The sequence below is a fragment of the Pseudomonas panipatensis genome, assembly GCF_900099785.1.
In the GTDB taxonomy this organism is placed as follows: domain Bacteria; phylum Pseudomonadota; class Gammaproteobacteria; order Pseudomonadales; family Pseudomonadaceae; genus Pseudomonas; species Pseudomonas panipatensis.
On the sequence record NZ_FNDS01000006.1, the window covers coordinates 209,337 to 224,710 of the forward strand.

A 15,374-nucleotide genomic window follows, 5' to 3' on the forward strand; every position below is an offset into this window, starting at 1 on the left:
CCGGCAAGCCTTCATCACGTCTTAAGGATGCCTGCGCAGACTGCCCGCGCCGCTGGAAGAAGCGGCGGCCGGGAGTCTTCATGCGTTTCGATCACCTCAGGAATCACCTGCTCGAGTTCCTCGACAAGGGCTTTCCCGCACGTCAGCTGCGGCGCCTTGTGTCGCTCGACCCGTTGCCTGGCTCCGTGGTCGGGCGCCAGGCGCCCGGTCCCTTGGCCCAGGGTTTGCTGGAGTGCTCGGTGCTCGAGCCGCAGAGCCTGTTCGAGCGTCTGAGCAGTCGCCGCGAAGGCCTGAGCGAGGAGGAGGCGGTCGAGCGCCGGCTGGTCAGCGGGCTCAACCAACTGGGCCAGGAGCGGCCGATGAGCCTTTGGGCCCATCTGTGGTTCTGCTACTGCGGTCCCTTCAATCTGCTGCTCAGCCTGATGCTGCCGATCGCCTGGTTCACCGAGGGCCGCGACACCGCGCTGGCGCTGGGCGCCATGCTGCTCATCGGCACGCTGTTGCGCTTCGTCCAGGAGCGACGCTGCAACGCCGCCACGGAAAAGCTCAAGGCGATGGTCGGCAACACCGCCACGGTGTTCCGCTCCCTCGACGAGGGCAGCGGCCTGCAACGGCGCCAGGAGGTGCCGATCGAGCACCTGGTGGTGGGTGATGTGCTGTGGCTGTCGGCCGGCGACCTGGTGCCGGCGGATGTGCGTCTGCTGAGCGCCAAGGACCTGTTCGTCAGCCAGGCCGCGCTGACCGGCGAGCCGATGCCGGTGGAGAAGTTCGCCATGGTCCGCGACGCGCGCCAGAGCGATCCGCTGGCGCGCGACAGCCTGTGTTTCATGGGCACCAGCGTGGTCAGCGGCTCGGCCCAGGCGGTGGTGCTCGGCATCGGTGCGCGAACCTTCGTCGGCTCCCTGGCCGAACGGGGCAGTGCCGCCGAGCCGGCGCCGAGCACCTTGCAGGCCGCGGTCCGCGAGGTCAGCTGGCTGCTGATCCGCCTCATGCTGGTGACGACGCCCTTGGTCCTGCTGCTCAACGGCCTGGGCAAGCACGATTGGCTGCAGGCGACCCTCTTCGCGCTGTCCGTCGGCGTTGCCCTGCTGCCGGAAATGCTGCCGTCGATCGTTACCTCGATGCTGGTCAAGGGCGCCGTTCTGCTGAGCCGGCGCAAGGTCATCGTCAAGCGCCTGGACGCCATCCAGAACCTTGGCGCCATGGACATCCTCTGTACCGACAAGACCGGCACCCTGACCCAGGACCGGATCGTTCTGGAGCGCCACACCGATGCCTTCGGCGCGGTGGACGACCGCGTCCTGCAACTGGCCTACCTCAACAGTCACTACCAGACCGGGCTGAAGAACCTGCTCGACCTCGCCGTGCTCGAACACCTCGAACTGCGCCACGCGCTGCGCGTGGACAGCCGTTACCGCAAGGTCGACGAGATTCCCTTCGATTTCGCCCGGCGGCGCATGTCGGTGGTGGTCAGCGAGCGCAACGACTACCACCTGTTGATCTGCAAGGGCGCCCTCGACGAAGTGCTCGCGGTGTGTGACCGGGTGCGCCAGGGCGATCGGGTCGAGCCGCTCACCGGCGAGCGCCTGGCGCGCATCCGCGCGGTCGCCGAGGCGCTCAATCAGGATGGCCTGCGCGTGGTCGCCGTGGCCACCGCCGAGCTGCCGCCGAGCCGCGAGGTCTATGGCCTGGCCGACGAGCAGGGACTGTGCCTGGACGGCTACATCGCCTTCCTCGACCCGCCCAAGGAAACCACCGCGCCGGCCCTGCGCGCGCTGGCCGCCCATGGCGTGGCGGTGAAGGTGCTGACCGGCGACAACGCGCACGTTTCCCTCAAGGTCTGCAAAGACGTCGGCCTGGAGGTGCGTGGCGTGTTGCTCGGCCCTCGGCTGGACGACTACAGCGACGCCGAGTTGGGCGAGCTGGCCGAGCGCAGCACGCTGTTCGCCAAGCTTTCTCCGGCGCACAAGGAGCGCCTGGTGCGCGTCCTGCGCGGGCGTGGCCACGTGGTCGGCTTCCTCGGCGATGGCATCAACGACGCCCCGGCCCTGCGCAGCGCGGACATCGGCATCTCGGTGGCGTCGGCGGTGGACATCGCCAAGCAGGCCGCCGACCTGATCCTCCTGGAAAAGAGCCTGGCGGTGCTGGAGGCGGCGGTGGTGGAAGGGCGGCGTACCTTCGCCAACCTGCTCAAGTACCTGCGCATGAGCGCCAGCGCCGGCGTCGGCAAGGTGTTCAGCGTGCTGCTGGCCAGCGCCTTCCTGCCTTTCCTGCCGCTGCTGCCGCTGCAACTGCTGCTGCAGACCCTGCTCTACGACATCTCCCAGGTGGCCATCCCCTTCGATGAGGTCGATGCGCAACTGCTGCGCCAGCCGCAACGCTGGAGCCGGCAGCGCCTGGGCGGCGTCATGGCGCTCGTCGGCGCGCTCGGCGCGCTCTTCGATATCGCCACCTTCCTGCTGCTGTGGTTCCTGTTCCAGGCCGACTCGCCGGCGCGGCAGGGGTTGTTCCAGTCCGGCTGGTTCGTCGAGGGACTGATCGCGCAACTGCTGGTGGTGCACTTGATCCGCACCCGGCGCATTCCCTTCCTGCAGAGCCGCGCCGCCTGGCCGCTGCTGGGCATGACCGCGGCGATGGTCGCGGTGGCCATCTTCCTGCCCATGGGCCCGCTGGCGCGGCTGTTCAAGCTGCAGGCCCTGCCGTGGGACTTCTGGCCGTGGCTGGCACTGATACTGCTCGGCTATCTGGGCCTGAGCCAGGCGCTGAAGGGCTGGTTCGCCCGCCGCTGCGGCTGGCTGTAAGGCGCGGAGCGGGGGCCGCGCCACGGCCCCGCTGGGCGAGGGGCTGCAGAAATGCCATGGGAATGCTGCGCTTTTGCCATCATTTGTTGGCATTTTTGCCAGCATGGCACCTCGTTATTTTGTGAAATTCCTTTATTTTCAAATGCTTAAGAATCGGCACGGAATGTGCTGAGGGCTTGCCCGTTTGCGCTCGAAGCGACGCACGATGTACCGCATCGTCCATCACCCGTCGCCTGGCGTCCGCCGTTGCGCTGGATCAGCCATGGCCGCTTTCCGCCTGTTCGAGGGCCGGGGCGAGCGGCCAGAGCCGCAAGGTTCATTCGCCTGGCCGCGTTCACGGCAGATCGCCCCCGAGCATCCGCTTTCACGTCGACGCGCATTCTGGATTCGCCGAAAAGGACAGCACCATGTTCCTCCGCAAAATTTCCATTCAATGGAAAATCACCCTGCTTGCGGGTTTGTGCCTGCTGGCGATAGTCGCGCTGCTCGTCGGCCTGTCGCTGTACGGCATGGAGAACTCCTCGCGGCTGGTCAAGGCGTCGAGCGCGCAGATGCTCAACGAGACCGCCGAGAAGCGCATCGAGGCCCAGGGCGAGGTGCAGGCGATGATCATCAGTCGCCAGTTCATGGAGGCCTACCAATACGGCAACGGCTTCGCCCGCGAGGTGCTGCTGCTGCGCGAGCAGGCGCAAAAGCGTGCCGTCGATGCCGCCGCGCTGCGCGACGATCTGACCCGCCTGGCGATGTCGGCTGTGCGCAGCAACCCGGGATTGCTCGGCCTGGCGGTCACCTTCGAGCCCGACGCGCTGGATGGCCAGGACAGTCGTTTCATCGATCAGAAAGCGCGCGGCAGCAACGACAAGGGGCGCTTCTCGCTGTACTGGTCGCAACCGACGCCGGGCCAACTGACCGCCATGACCCTGGCGGAGAGCGAGCTTGCCGACAGCACCAGCGGCCCCAGCGGAGAGTCGAACAACGCCTGGTTCGCCTGCCCGCGAGCCAGCCTCAAGCCCTGTGTCATCGAACCCTACTTCTATGAGATCGATGGCCAGAAGGTGCTGATGACCAGCATCGCGATTCCGCTGCTGGTCGACGGCAAACTCATCGCATCGCTGTCGGTCGACATCAACCTCAGCAGCCTGCAGGCCCTCAGCCGCCAGGCCAGCCAGAAGCTCTACGCGGGCCAGACCCAGGTCAGCATCCTCAGCCCGCGTGGCCTGTTGGCCGGGCATAGCGCCGACGCCGCGCAGCTCGGCCAGCGCTTCGATCAACTGGACAGGCAGGATGGCGCGCGCTTGATCGGCCTGCTCGGTAGCGGCGACGCGCCGCAGAACCTGCAGAGCGAGCAGCAGTTGAAGGTGCTCGCGTCCTTTATGCCGATCCCCGACAGCAAACCCTGGGGCGTGTTGCTGCAAGTACCGCAACAGGTGTTGGTCGGTCCCGCGGAAACCCTCAAGGCCGAGCTGAACCAGCGCAATCACGCCGGCACCCTGATCGAGGTGAGCCTCGGCCTGCTGGCCTCGGTGATCGGCCTGCTGCTGGTCTGGCTGATGGCCCGCAGCGTGACCCGGCCGATCCTCGGCGTGGCGCGGATGCTGGAAGACATCGCCAGCGGCGAAGGCGACCTGACCCAGCGCCTGGCCTACGCCAAGCAGGATGAACTGGGGCGGCTGGCCGGCTGGTTCAACCGCTTCCTCGACAAGCTGCAGCCGGTCATCGCCGAGGTCAAAGGCTCGGTGCAGGCGGCTCGGGGCACCGCCGATCAGTCGGCGGCCATCGCCACCCAGACCAGCGCCGGCATGGAGCAGCAGTACCGCCAGGTCGATCAGGTGGCCACCGCTTTCCACGAAATGAGTGCCACCGCCCAGGACGTCGCCGGCAGCGCGGCGCAGGCGGCGGACGCCGCGCGGGATGCCGAGCAGGCCACGCGCAATGGCCTCGGCGTGATCGACCGCACCACCACCAGCATCAACCAACTGGCGACCGGCATGAGCGAGGCCATGGCCGAGGTCGAGGGGCTGGCGGCCAATAGCGAGCGCATCGGCTCGGTGCTCGAAGTGATTCGCGCCATCGCCGAGCAAACCAACCTGCTGGCGCTGAACGCCGCCATCGAAGCCGCGCGTGCCGGCGAGGCCGGGCGCGGTTTCGCCGTGGTCGCCGACGAAGTGCGCAATCTCGCCCGGCGCACCCAGGAGTCGGTGGAAGAGACGCGCCTGGTCATCGAGCAACTGCAGGCCGGCACCCGCGACGTGGTGAGTTCCATGGGCAACAGCCATCGCCAGGCCCAGGACAGTGTCGAGCAGGTCGGTCAGGCGGTCATCGCGCTGCAACGGATCGGCGAGGCGGTGACGGTGATCACCGACATGAGCCAGCAGATCGCCAGCGCCGCCGAGGAACAGAGCGCCGTGGCCGAGGAGATCAACGGCAACGTCGGGAGCATCCGCGACGTCACCGAGTCGCTCACCGGCCAGGCCAACGAATCGGCGCGGGTCAGTCAGTCGCTCAACGAACTGGCGAACCAGCAGCAACGGCTGATGGATCAGTTCCGCGTGTGACGCCGGGCGGCGCCGCGGTGGGCGGCGCGGCGCCGAACACGTTCTGCAGCAGGTCGAGGTAGCGCTGTTTGTCGTCGCCCTGCAGCGTGGCGCTGTAGGCCCTGGCCACCGCCGGACGAATCTCCGGCAGCAACTGGTCGATGCCCTTGACCAGCGCGCGGCCGAGGTCGCTGTTGGAACAGGCGATATAGCCGGCTTGGTAAGCGGGAGTGCCCTTGATCGCGTAGCGCCGCACATTCGGCGGCGCCTTGCCGGATGCCGTGGCGCGATGCGCCACCTCGTTCGGATACGCCAGCACGCCGTCGATGTCGCGGCTCTGCGCGGCCAGCATGCCGAGAAGCCCGTCGAGCTGGTCCAGGGCGTACCGGCGGTACACCTGGCGGTCGGCCGCGTGCTCGTCGAGCAGTGGATCGATGGAGGTCCCGTACTTCCTGCCCCCGAGCACCCCGAGGCGGAATCGCCCGCTCGCCAGCAGCGCCTGCAGATCGACCTCGCCGTCGTGCACCGGCGGCTGCTCGCGGTCGGCCATCACGTACAGGTGGATGGGCAGCATCAGCCGGTAGGCCTGGCTGAAGACGAAGGCCTTTTCCCGCGCCGGCGTTTTCAGGAAGCCGGCGAAACAGGCGTTATCGAGGCTCTTCATTTCCTGCTCGATCCGCGGGTAGTTCGCCGGCACCTCGACCCGCTGGTGGCGGTAGGCCGTCAGCCGCTGGGCGGCGATGTCCTGGGCGATATCGGCCAGGCCATGCTCGCGTTCGGGGCCGGAGAGGATGAACAGTGGCGGGAAGTCGGTGATCAACCAGCGCACCACGGGCTCCGATGCGCGGGCGGTGAGGACGCTGGAAGCCAGTAGCAAGGCGAACGGTGCTAAGGCTTTGGGGAAGTGGCGCAGCATGGTCGTCCCTGAGTGCTTGTCCGGTGGCTGGCGGTGTTCGCTACGGCGCACACAATAAAACAAAGGCGATCGTCGGCGACAGCTTCCGTCAGCGCGGCGCTCCCGTCGCTGTCTGGCGCCTTGCGCTGTGGCGGGACAGGCGGCGGCGTGCGCGCGGCGGAACCAGCGCCTCCCCGGCAACTGGCGAATGGCGCTGCTTCCCGCGTATCCGCGGCTAGACTTGAGCAGGTGACCTGGGCTCGGCACGCCGGGCGATGGAGGAGCAGATGTCGAACGAGCATGAATCCCTCGAACAGACCCTGGGTGGTTTGACTCTGGAACCGCTGGACGGCGCGCCGAGCGCGGCGCCGCCCAAGGCCAGGGTGGTGTTCCAGGTGGACACGCGCGCTGGCGGCGACCGCCGCAAGCAGGCCGACCGCCGGCAGACGGTGCGCTTCGAAGCGGACCGTCGCCAGGGGCCGCGCCGCGCCCGTGGCGATGCCTGGACCGGCAGCAGTTTCAGCTGACAGCGCACAGGCCAGGGCGCCCGCCGTCATCGCCATTCAGGATGCACGGCGGCCATGACAGTCGCGAGACGCCCTTGGCCGTGGGCGGGCGGAATCCGCATCGCACGCTGACGTGGCCGATGAGGCCTATCGAACCTAGGGCTCGACGCTGACGCTGGCGGTCATCCCGGCGCTCAGGTGCACGTCCTGCGGGAGCTGGTCGAGGTGGATGCGCACCGGGATGCGCTGGGCCAGGCGCACCCAGTTGAAGGTCGGCTCGACGTTGGCCAGCAGTTGGCTGTCGGGCAGGGCGTTGCGGTCGGTGATGCCGCTGCTGATGCTTTCCACCCGGCCGTCGATCTCGCGGTCGCCGCTCATCAGGGTGACGCGGGCGCGCATGCCGACCTTGATGTTGGGCAGCTTGGTTTCCTCGAAGTAGGCGGTGACATAGAACGACTTCTGGTCGACCAGGGCGAGTACCGCCTGGCCGGCCTGGGCGTAGTTGCCCTGGGCCAGGCGCAGGTTGGTCACCTGGCCGTCGCGCGGGGCGCGCATTTCGCTGCGCGCCAGGTTGATCTCGGCCTGGGCCACCGAGGCGAGGGCTTCCTGGTACTGGCTGTTGGCGATGGCGGCGTTGAGCTGGGCGGTCTCCTTGTCTTCGGCGCTGATCGCTGTGCTGGTCAGGCGGTTGCGCCGGTTGGCTTCGCTCTGGCGCAGGCGGTATTGCTGCAGGCGGGTCTCGGCGACGGCCTTGGCTTCATTGAGGTTGGCCTGGTAGCGCTCGCGGTCGATGCGCATCAGCAGGTCGCCGGCCTTGAGCTGCTGGTTGTCGACGATGGGCAGGTCGGTGACCCAGCCGGAGACGTCCGGGGCGATCACCACCACGTCGGCGCGCACCCGGGCGTCGCGGGTCCACGGGGAAAGCATGTAGTAGCGCCACAGCCAGGCGCCGGCGAACACGGCGGCGACCACCACGAGCAGGGTGGCGAGTACCCGGAAGAATCCACGCACGCGGTTTCTCCTCTATCCGTTGGCCGCACTGAACAGCCAGGTGACGCCCGCCAGCAGGAGCACGAAGAGCGCGCAGTCGAACAGCGCCTCGTGCCAGATCCAGCGCGCCAGGGGCGTCAGTTGCAGGAGCAGGCGCAGGCCGATGGTCAGCCCCAGCGCCGCCAGCCCGTAGAGGAACATCGGGCTCAGGTAGACCCCGCCCAGGGCCCATTCAGACAGGCCCATGGTCATCCTCCAGGTGGCACCACTGATGCCAGGTGTAACGCAGTTGGCGCAGCGCCGCGCGGGTCAGGCGGTAGTGTTCCTGCTGGCCGTCGGGGTGCGCGTCGAGGGCCTGTTCCAGGCGCTCGCAGAGGGCATCCAGATGCGCTTCGCGCGCGGGCGAGGGCTCGCCTTGCAGCTGTTTGCCCAGTTCGGCGAGGAAGCGTTCGCGCTGCACCCGCAGTTCGCCCTGGGCGCCGGCCATGCAGGTGCGCAGGTGGATCAGCTCGCTGCCCAGGTCGAGCGCCAGCAGCCCGGCCAGCCAGCGCCGGCGCATGCCGCTGGGCAGCAGGCTGTAGTGCCGCGCCAGGCGGATCAGGCGGTCCGCCATGCGTCCGCCGAACCAGCCTTCCGCCTGGGGCAGCGGGTAGCGGGTCAGGCGTGCCAGGTCGGCGGCGATGGCATCGCTCAGGCGCCGGGTCATCCAGTCCGAGGGCAGCGGCAGCAGGCGGAATACCACGACCGCGAAGCCGACGCCGATGAGGGTGGCCTGCGCCGAGTTGAGCAGGCTGGCGAAGTCGTACTGCATGTTGTTGTGCGGCGCGACCAGGGTGACGAACTGGATGGCGAAGGTGGTGGCGGTGCCGGTGAGCAGCGGCACCGCCATGCCCAGGGCGGCGAAGAACAGCGGCACGCCGAGAGCCATGCAGAGCAGCGGGAAGCCGTTCCATTGCGGTAGCAGCCACTGGTCCACCAGGGCGGCGGCGAGCAGCGCGTAGAGGATGCCGCGGAGGAAGCTCAGGCTGATCTCCACCGCATTGTCGCGGTTGGCGAACAGGCTGCAGATGATGCCGGCCATGAGCATGCCGCCAATCGCCGCGGGCCAGGCGCTGGCCAGCCAGAAGGTGGCGATGCCGAGCAGCGCCAGGGCGCTGCGCGCGCCGTAGAACAGCGCCACCAGCCAGTCGCGGTGCCAGGACAGCCCAGGCAGGTCGGCGCCTTCCAGCCTACCGCTGGCCACGCCGGCGGCGGCGCGTTCGGCCTGGATGACCTTGAACAGCAGCACCTGGCAGCGCGCCAGACAGTAGCGCAGGTCGTTGCTCAGCTCGCTGTCGCTGGCGGCGTCGATGAGGCGTTCGCGCAGCGCTTGCAGAGTATCCAGGTTGCGCCCCTGCAAGGCCGCCAGCAGCTCGGCGATCCAGGGGCCCAGCCGTTGCTCGTCGGCGGCGTCGAGCATGCGCCGCTGGCGCGACACGCCGCGCGCGGTGCGCAGCAGGCTGAGGATGTCGCGCGAGAGCAGGCGCAGCGCCTTCGCGCGTTGCTGGCCCTGGTAGCCCTCGAACCAGGCATGGTCGCGCTGCGCATCGGCGGCGACGATGCGCCCGAGCAACTGGAGGATGCCTTCCGGCTCGCGTGCCTTGCCCTGGACCGCGTTGACCGCGGCGTGCAGGGCCACCTGGAGGGTGTCCTGGGCCAGTTTGCCGAGGCTTTCCTCGACCCGTTGCGGCCACAGGGTGGCGCTGACCACCGAGGCGCAGACGATGCCCAGGCAGATTTCGCTGCAGCGCGCGACGGCCTGGTCGAACACCTGCAGCGGCTGGCTGATCGCTGGCAGGCCGATGATCGCCACGGTGTAGCCGGCCAGGACGAAGGCATAGGAAACGTGGTTGCGCAGGCTGGTCGAGGCCGCCGTGCACAGCCCCAGCCAGAGCGCCAGGACGAGCAGGAACAGCCAGGGCGCCTGGGCGAAGAGAGCCATGAACAGGACTGCCATGACGGTTCCCGCCAGGGTGCCGAGCAGGCGGTACAGGCCCTTGGCGATGACCATCCCGGACAACGGCTGGGAGACGATGAACACGGTCATCAGCGCCCACTGTGGCTGCTCCAGGTCGAGGCGGAACGACAGCCAGAGGGCGATGCCGCCGGCCAGCAAGGTCTTGCAGGCGAAGGTCAGCGCCGTGCCCTGGGGGGCGACGAAGGCGTGGATGGCGGGGCTCAGCTGCACAGCGGCGCGCCTTTGTTCGAGTGTTTTTCTCAGTCTAGAAGCAAATGCGCGAGGGCTTGGCGCGTTCCGCCGGCGATCGGTGGACGGCGCGCTGGCGAAGGCTCGGGTGAGGCGCGGGCGGTGTGCCGGGGTGTGGCTCAGAGCCGCTCGAACAGGCCCGGATAGTCGAGCACCAGTCCTGACTCATCGACTGCCAGCACGGCCTGGAAATCGCTGCCTTCGAGGTTGCGGTAGTGGTAGTGGCGGGCGTCCAGGCAGGCATAGCCCTGGCGCATGGGGCGCGGCCGCAGCAGCGGCGCTTCGAGGTAGACCACCGTCAGCGCGGCGCTTTCGCCGGCGGCCAGGCGCAGGCGGCGGATCGGCAGGCTGTTGGTGAAGGGCGTCGGCCAGATGTCGATGTCCAGGCAGCCATCCAGCTCCGCCAGGGCGCTGCCATCACCCAGCCGCCAGTGGCCCTGGCCGTCCGCCAGCAGGTGCAGGTGGCGTTGCAGATGCCCGCCGTCCACCCACAGTTCGGCTTCGCGCAGGCGCCAGTCGGCGTCCCAGGCGAGGCGGTAGTCCATCTGGTAGGGCGGCTGGCCGTCGGTGGCGGCCACGCGCAACTGGCTGTCGGCATGCCCGTCGCCCAGCGCCAGGGTTTCCCAACTGGCGGCGGGCGCCTGCCAGCATCCGCGCCACTGCAGGTGCCGGCTCATGGCGGGTCCAGCAGCAGGCCCAGGCGCAGGCGCTTGGGCAGGCGCGCGACCACCAGTTGGTGCGAGCGGGTGAGGGCGGCGCGCAGTTCCTCGGCGGCCATGGGGTAGGGGCGCTGCATGGCGATCCAGCGGGCGCGGGCCAGGTAGGGCGCCGGGCGGATGCCGGGGCGGTCGACGTAGCCGAGGAACAGCTCGTCGTCGACCTTGAAGGCCAGGCCGCCGCGCCCTTCGTCGAGGAAGTCGAGGATGGCGAACATCTTGTTGCCGGCCACCGAGAACACCCGGTTGCTGCCCCACTTGAGGTCTTCGCGGGCGCCGGGCAATTGCAGGCAGAAGTGGGCGATCTGTTGCGGCGTCATCGCGGCTCCGGTGGCCTCAGTCGCGGAAGTAGACTTGCACCAGATGGTAGCCGAACTGGCTTTTCAGCGGACCGTGGATGACCTTCAGCGGCTTCTTGAAGATCACCGCGTCGATGCTGCGCACCATCTGCCCCGGGCGCACTTCGCCGAGGTCGCCGCCGCGTTTGCCGGAGGCGCAGGTGGAGTGCTTCCTGGCCAGCGCGGCGAAATCCTCGCCGCGTTCCAGGCGCTGCTTGAGCTGCTCGGCTTCGGCGGCGGTCTTGACCAGGATGTGGCGGGCCATGGCGATGGGCATGTGCTGACACTCTCATGACGAAAAGCGGCCTATTCTAGCGCGCGCGCCGAATGCGCGGCGCGGGTGACGCAATTCGCATTTTTTCCGAGCTGGCATTGTGCCGGACGGGGCACCTACCTAGAGTCACGCTCACAATCCCGATCGCGGCCCTGCCGGCTGGCAGCGCGTCGCGCCTACCCTTGCGCGTGGATGCAGTTCTCATGGATATCCAAGCAATGCTGCGAATCCTGGCCAGCCAGGACGGTTCCGACCTTTATCTGTCTACCGGCGCGCCTCCCTGCGCCAAGTTCAACGGCGTGCTCAAGCCGCTGTCCAGCGAGCCGCTGAAGGGCGGCGAGGTGGCGCGCATCGCCAACGCGATCATGGACGAGGAGCAGAAAGCCGAGTTCGAGCGCGAGCTGGAAATGAACCTGGCGCTGTCGGTCACCGGCGTCGGCCGCTTCCGCATCAACATCTTCAAGCAGCGCAACGAAATCTCCATCGTCGCGCGCAACATCAAGCTGGACATCCCGCGCTTCGAGGACCTGATGCTGCCGGAAGTCCTGCTCAAGGTGGTGATGGAGAAGCGCGGCCTGGTGCTCTTCGTCGGCGGCACCGGCTCCGGCAAGTCGACCTCCCTGGCAGCGTTGATCGACCACCGCAACCGCAACAGCGGCGGGCACATCATCACCATCGAAGACCCCATCGAATACGTGCACCGGCACCGCAAGTCGATCATCAACCAGCGCGAAGTCGGGGTGGACACCCGCAGCTTCCATGCCGCGCTGAAGAACACCCTGCGCCAGGCGCCGGATGTGATCCTGATCGGCGAGATCCGCGACCGCGAGACCATGGAGCACGCCCTGGCCTTCGCCGATACCGGCCACCTGGCGATTTCCACCCTGCACGCCAACAACGCCAACCAGGCGCTGGACCGCATCATCAACTTCTTCCCCGAAGAGCGCCGCCCGCAGTTGCTCAACGACCTGGGCAACAACCTCAAGGCCTTCGTCTCGCAGCGCCTGGTGCGCACCCAGGACGGCAAGCGCCGTGCCGCGGTGGAGGTGCTGCTCGGCACCGCGACCATCAGCGACCTGATCAAGCGCGGCGATTTCAGCTCGATCAAGGAGATCATGGACAAGTCGCGCGCGCTGGGCATGCAGACCTTCGACCAGGCGCTGTTCGACCTGGCGGTGGAGGGCGCGATCAGCGAGGAGGAGGCGGTGAAGAACGCCGACTCGGCGAACAACCTGCGGCTCAAGCTGAAGCTCTACAAAGACAACCCGGCCGTGGCCATGAGCCAGGCGGCCCAGGCGCAGCCCGTCGCCCAGGCGCCGAGCGCGGCGCCGGTGGAGGCGTCCAGTTGGGGCTTGGAGCTGGCCCTGGAAGAGATCAAGGCCGAGGACGAAGAGCAGAAGGGGCTCTGAGTTCCCGCGCATGAAAAAGCCCCGCCATGGCGGGGCTTTTTTTCGTCGGCGATGCCGTCGTTACAGGATCGACAGCGGGTAGCTGATGATCAGGCGGTTCTCGTCGAAGCTGTTGGTCTTGCCCCAGTCGCGGCGCATGGTGGAGTTGCGCCACTTGAAGTTGAGGCTTTTGAAGGTGCCGCTCTGGATGGTGTAGGCGACCTCGCTCTCGCGGCCCCATTCGGTGCCGTCGTCGGTGCTGCTGTTGTGCACGTTGTTGCCGTGGATGTAGCGGTTCATCAGGGTCAGGCCGGGCACGCCGAGGCCGGCGAAGTCATAGTCGTGGCGCAGTTGCCAGGAGCGCTCCTTGGCGTTCTCGTAGCTGGAGTTGTAGCTGTCGTTGGCCAGGGTGCCGCCGCTGGTGCCGTTGACGCGGAACCACTCGTCCTTGCCCATGACTTCCTGCAGGCCGAGGTAGAAGGTGCTGGCGCCGTACTTGGCCGAGAACATCCCGGAGAAGGTGCGGTTGTCCAGGTTGCCGGCGCGCGCGCTGCCGTCGTCCTTGCCCCAGAAGTAGCCGAGGTTGGCGCCCAGCACCCAGTCGCCGAGCGGCTGGAAGTGTTGCAGTTGCAGGTACTGCTGCTGGTAGATGTCCTTGAGCTGCGCATCCCACAGGCCGATCAGGGTGCGATTGTCGTTGAAGCGGTACTCGCCGCCGGCGAAGTTGAAGCGGTCGGACTTGTAGGCCGAGCGGTTGAACAGCGTCATGTCCTGCATGCTCGCGTCGTTGCGCGGGCTGTTCTGGCGGAACTGGCCGCCGTAGAGGGTCAGGCCGTCGATTTCCTTGGAGGTGATCTGCCCGCCCTGGAAGGTCTGCGGCAGCGAGCGGCCGTCGTCGGAGCGCAGGATCGGCAGTACCGGCATCCATTCGCCGACCTTCAGCTCGGTCTTCGATACCTTGGTCTTGCCGGCCACCGCCAGGCGGCCGAAGTCGTCGGCCGGGCTGCCGTCGCTGTGCACCGGCAGCAACTGGGTGCCGGCGGTGCCTTTGCCGCCGTCGAGCTTGATGCTGTAGAGGCCGAGCACGTCCATGCCGAAGCCGACGGTGCCCTGGGTGAAGCCGGACTTGGCGTCGAGGATGAAGCTCTGCGTCCACTCGGCGGCCAGGTTCTGCTTGGTGTCGTTGACGTAGTTGCGGTTCATGTAGAAGTTGCGCGCGGTCAGGCTGACCTTGGCGTCTTCGAGGAAACCGCCTTCGTCGGCGAAGGTGGACAGGGCGACGCCGCTGACGGCCAGGGCCAGGGTGGCGGGCAGGATGCGCGGCGCGCGACGGGTGCAGGGATATCCCATGACGATCTCTCTGAAGTCATTGTTTTTGTTGGAGATGGCGGCTCAGGCGCGAGACGCCCGTTAAGACTGGCGCCTGTGACTAGGCGGGCCGTCCGCGTTCGGCGGTCGCGCGAAGGCGTGGCACGGGGGCGGACGGCTGAGGGATGTGCGGCATCGCAATGGACCTTTTTATAGTTGTTGGTGCGTTTGCGACCGAGGGCAGCGGGCGCTGCCGGGGCGTTCGGTACGGCTCGATAGTGGAAGGACGGGGGGGAGCCAGACAATGCGCAAAACCGCTTACCGTTCGCTGATCGAACATAAATTAACCGGTTGGAACATTTATCGAAATTTCCCACCCCGATAGGGCGGTTTCCCGCGTGCGACTATCTCTTTAGAATCCGTCGACCTTTGCAGTGGACGACGCCCATGGCCGGTAGCCAGATCGAACGCGCCTTCAGCCTTCTCGAAAGCCTCACCAGCGAACCCCGTGGTTTGCCGATGCAGACCCTGGCCGACCGCCTGCAGATTCCCAAGAGCGCCACCCACCGCATGCTCGCCGAGCTGATCCGCCTCGGCTATGTGCGGCAGAACCCGGAGAACAGTCGCTATCAGCTATCCACCAAGCTGGTCGCGCTGGGTTTCCGCTACCTGTCCTGCAGCGGCGCCGACATCGTCCAGCCGATCCTCGACCGCCTGGCCCAGGACAGCGGCGAACTGGTGCGCCTGGGGGTGATCGACGGCGCCCGCCAGACCTGGATCGCCAAGTCCCAGGGCGCCCGTTCCGGCCTGCGCTACGACCCGGACATGGGCCGTGACGCGCCGCTGTTCTACACCGCCTCCGGGCATGCCTGGCTGGCCAGCCTGAGCGACGCCGAGGCGCTGGAACTGGTGAGCCGCCAGGGCGCGGTCGATCCCGCCGCCCTCGGCCCGCGGGCGCCGCGCAGCAACGAAGAGCTGCTCGATTACCTGCGCCGCGCCCGTGAACGCGGCTACGCCTGGGTCGAGGAAACCTCCGCGCTGGGAACCTCGGCGCTGGCCGCGGTGGTCCGCGCGCCCCTCGATGGCCGGGTCATCGGTGTGCTAAGCATCGCCGGCCCGAGTGCGCGTCTGCCCGAGACGCGCCTGCACGAACTGGCGCCGCTGCTGCTGGGCGCGACGGCGGAGCTGTCCGCCGCCAGCCAGGCTTCCGAGCTCTTCGTCTAAGCCGCGGGCGCCACGCCCTCGCGCGATCCGGCGCGTGCCTTCGCGCGCGCCGGGCGCTGTCGCGCCGCCAGCGTCTTTCTCCCTCATCGCCAACCACTGGTCGATAACCGCACGGACTGTCATTGCCTGCTCTTGAGTAAAAATGGAACCGAGTT

General features: G+C 67.8%; 13 protein-coding genes and 1 pseudogene. 6 read left to right on the plus strand and 8 right to left on the minus strand.

From position 1 onward, the window contains the following. Positions 1 to 80 precede the first annotated feature (80 nt). From mgtA to BLQ74_RS28145, 3 genes and pseudogenes are all read left to right on the plus strand, one after another. A complete protein-coding gene (mgtA, locus tag BLQ74_RS15630) occupies positions 81 to 2,801 on the plus strand; it encodes a magnesium-translocating P-type ATPase (RefSeq protein WP_090263727.1) in 2,721 nt (906 codons plus the stop codon). Positions 2,802 to 3,544: 743 nt separating this feature from the next. Beyond that, a pseudogene (locus BLQ74_RS28140) lies at positions 3,545 to 4,498 on the plus strand (methyl-accepting chemotaxis protein); the annotation flags it as partial. Positions 4,499 to 4,600: 102 nt separating this feature from the next. Then, a complete protein-coding gene (locus BLQ74_RS28145; protein ID WP_425287500.1) occupies positions 4,601 to 5,356 on the plus strand; it encodes a methyl-accepting chemotaxis protein in 756 nt (251 codons plus the stop codon). Here the strand turns inward: BLQ74_RS28145 and BLQ74_RS15640 are convergent. Continuing rightward, the gene (locus tag BLQ74_RS15640) at positions 5,304 to 6,251 is read right to left on the minus strand and encodes a TIGR02285 family protein (RefSeq protein WP_090263731.1); all 948 of its coding nucleotides are present in this window, start codon (positions 6,249 to 6,251) and stop codon (positions 5,304 to 5,306) included. The two genes, BLQ74_RS28145 and BLQ74_RS15640, sit on opposite strands and share 53 nt — an antisense overlap. Positions 6,252 to 6,517: 266 nt before the next feature. Here BLQ74_RS15640 and BLQ74_RS15645 point away from each other — a divergent pair, with 266 nt between their 5' ends. Beyond that, positions 6,518 to 6,757: a hypothetical protein gene (locus BLQ74_RS15645; protein ID WP_090263733.1), complete on the plus strand. Its 240-nt coding sequence runs from the start codon at positions 6,518 to 6,520 to the stop codon at positions 6,755 to 6,757. A 135-nt stretch (positions 6,758 to 6,892) separates the two neighbouring features. On the opposite strand, the gene BLQ74_RS15650 is transcribed toward BLQ74_RS15645, so the two are convergent. The 6 genes from BLQ74_RS15650 to BLQ74_RS15675 form a co-directional block, all read right to left on the minus strand. Continuing rightward, on the minus strand, positions 6,893 to 7,747 hold the full coding sequence (locus BLQ74_RS15650; protein WP_090263734.1) for an efflux RND transporter periplasmic adaptor subunit: 855 nt from the start codon (positions 7,745 to 7,747) through the stop codon (positions 6,893 to 6,895). 12 nt (positions 7,748 to 7,759) lie between these two features. Next, positions 7,760 to 7,972 carry a DUF1656 domain-containing protein gene (locus BLQ74_RS15655; RefSeq protein ID WP_090263736.1) on the minus strand — a complete coding sequence of 71 codons (213 nt, stop codon included), beginning with the start codon at positions 7,970 to 7,972 and terminating at the stop codon, positions 7,760 to 7,762. Continuing rightward, on the minus strand, positions 7,959 to 9,947 hold the full coding sequence (locus BLQ74_RS15660; protein ID WP_170842817.1) for an FUSC family protein: 1,989 nt from the start codon (positions 9,945 to 9,947) through the stop codon (positions 7,959 to 7,961). The genes BLQ74_RS15655 and BLQ74_RS15660 overlap by 14 nt, the downstream gene beginning before the upstream one ends. A gap of 143 nt (positions 9,948 to 10,090) precedes the next feature. After that, the gene (locus BLQ74_RS15665; protein ID WP_090263740.1) at positions 10,091 to 10,648 is read right to left on the minus strand and encodes a putative glycolipid-binding domain-containing protein; all 558 of its coding nucleotides are present in this window, start codon (positions 10,646 to 10,648) and stop codon (positions 10,091 to 10,093) included. Beyond that, positions 10,645 to 11,007 carry an MmcQ/YjbR family DNA-binding protein gene (locus BLQ74_RS15670; protein WP_090263742.1) on the minus strand — a complete coding sequence of 121 codons (363 nt, stop codon included), beginning with the start codon at positions 11,005 to 11,007 and terminating at the stop codon, positions 10,645 to 10,647. Before BLQ74_RS15670 ends, BLQ74_RS15665 begins: the two co-directional genes overlap by 4 nt. A 16-nt stretch (positions 11,008 to 11,023) precedes the next feature. Beyond that, complete coding sequence (locus BLQ74_RS15675) at positions 11,024 to 11,302, minus strand: peptidylprolyl isomerase (protein ID WP_090263744.1); 279 nt, start codon at positions 11,300 to 11,302, stop codon at positions 11,024 to 11,026. Positions 11,303 to 11,502: 200 nt separating this feature from the next. Here BLQ74_RS15675 and BLQ74_RS15680 point away from each other — a divergent pair, with 200 nt between their 5' ends. After that, positions 11,503 to 12,708: a PilT/PilU family type 4a pilus ATPase gene (locus tag BLQ74_RS15680; protein WP_090263747.1), complete on the plus strand. Its 1,206-nt coding sequence runs from the start codon at positions 11,503 to 11,505 to the stop codon at positions 12,706 to 12,708. Positions 12,709 to 12,768: 60 nt separating this feature from the next. Here the strand turns inward: BLQ74_RS15680 and BLQ74_RS15685 are convergent, their stop codons facing one another. Beyond that, a complete protein-coding gene (locus BLQ74_RS15685) occupies positions 12,769 to 14,037 on the minus strand; it encodes an OprD family porin (RefSeq protein ID WP_090263749.1) in 1,269 nt (422 codons plus the stop codon). A 405-nt stretch (positions 14,038 to 14,442) separates the two neighbouring features. Here BLQ74_RS15685 and BLQ74_RS15690 point away from each other — a divergent pair, with 405 nt between their 5' ends. Next, entirely contained in the window at positions 14,443 to 15,219 is a 777-nt protein-coding gene (locus tag BLQ74_RS15690) for an IclR family transcriptional regulator (RefSeq protein WP_090263751.1), read from the plus strand. Positions 15,220 to 15,374 lie beyond the last annotated feature (155 nt).